Source organism: Oleiphilus sp. HI0043, assembly GCF_001634935.1.
The window spans coordinates 1-623 of sequence record NZ_LWEY01000477.1; the positions used below are offsets into that span (position 1 = coordinate 1).

Sequence of the window (623 nt, forward strand, 5' to 3'; positions counted from 1 at the left end):
CACAGATGGTTAGACCTTTCGCTGATGAAGTGTTGCGATATGGCCCTCCGTCAGTTGCAGGTGAATCAGTTTACGACCGCCCGTTCCAGTGGGGTTCGAAACGAACAGGTCCTGATTTGGCACGCGTTGGTGGCCGTTACTCTGATGAATGGCATCGTATACATTTAATCAATCCTCGTGATTTGGTGCCTGAATCAAATATGCCAAGCCTCCCTTGGTTAGCCGAGGCACCAGCAGAAACTGATAGCATTATAAGCAAAATGGAAGCCTTACGTTTACTAGGCCATCCCTATTCAGACGAAGAAATCGCTAACGGGCCCGCCCAGCTAGCAAATATGACTGAAATCGATGCTTTGATTGCATACTTGCAAGTGCTTGGCACTGCAAACAACGGGAGATAAGCATGGGCGAATTACAGCACACACTAAGCGGTTTAATGACCGGCATGCTTTTGCTTACGTTCATCGGAATTTGCTTCTGGAGCTGGAGTGGCAAGCGTAAAGAAGCGTTCGAGGAAATGGCAAATCTTCCCTTGGATAACACTGCAACGAATACTTGCAATAACAAAGAAAAAAGTGAGGCCTAATTATGAGTACAGGATGGAGTATTTTCATCAGTGTATT

The 623-nt window shown here is 46.2% G+C and carries 2 protein-coding genes; both read left to right on the plus strand.

What is annotated here, in order from left to right:
- A partial coding sequence (locus A3729_RS06025; RefSeq protein WP_197475613.1) for a cbb3-type cytochrome c oxidase subunit II occupies positions 1-401 on the plus strand: 401 nt, incomplete at its 5' end.
- Positions 402-403: 2 nt separating this feature from the next.
- Positions 404-586 carry a CcoQ/FixQ family Cbb3-type cytochrome c oxidase assembly chaperone gene (locus A3729_RS06030; protein WP_068506528.1) on the plus strand — a complete coding sequence of 61 codons (183 nt, stop codon included), beginning with the start codon at positions 404-406 and terminating at the stop codon, positions 584-586.
- The last annotated feature ends 37 nt before the right edge of the window (positions 587-623 follow it).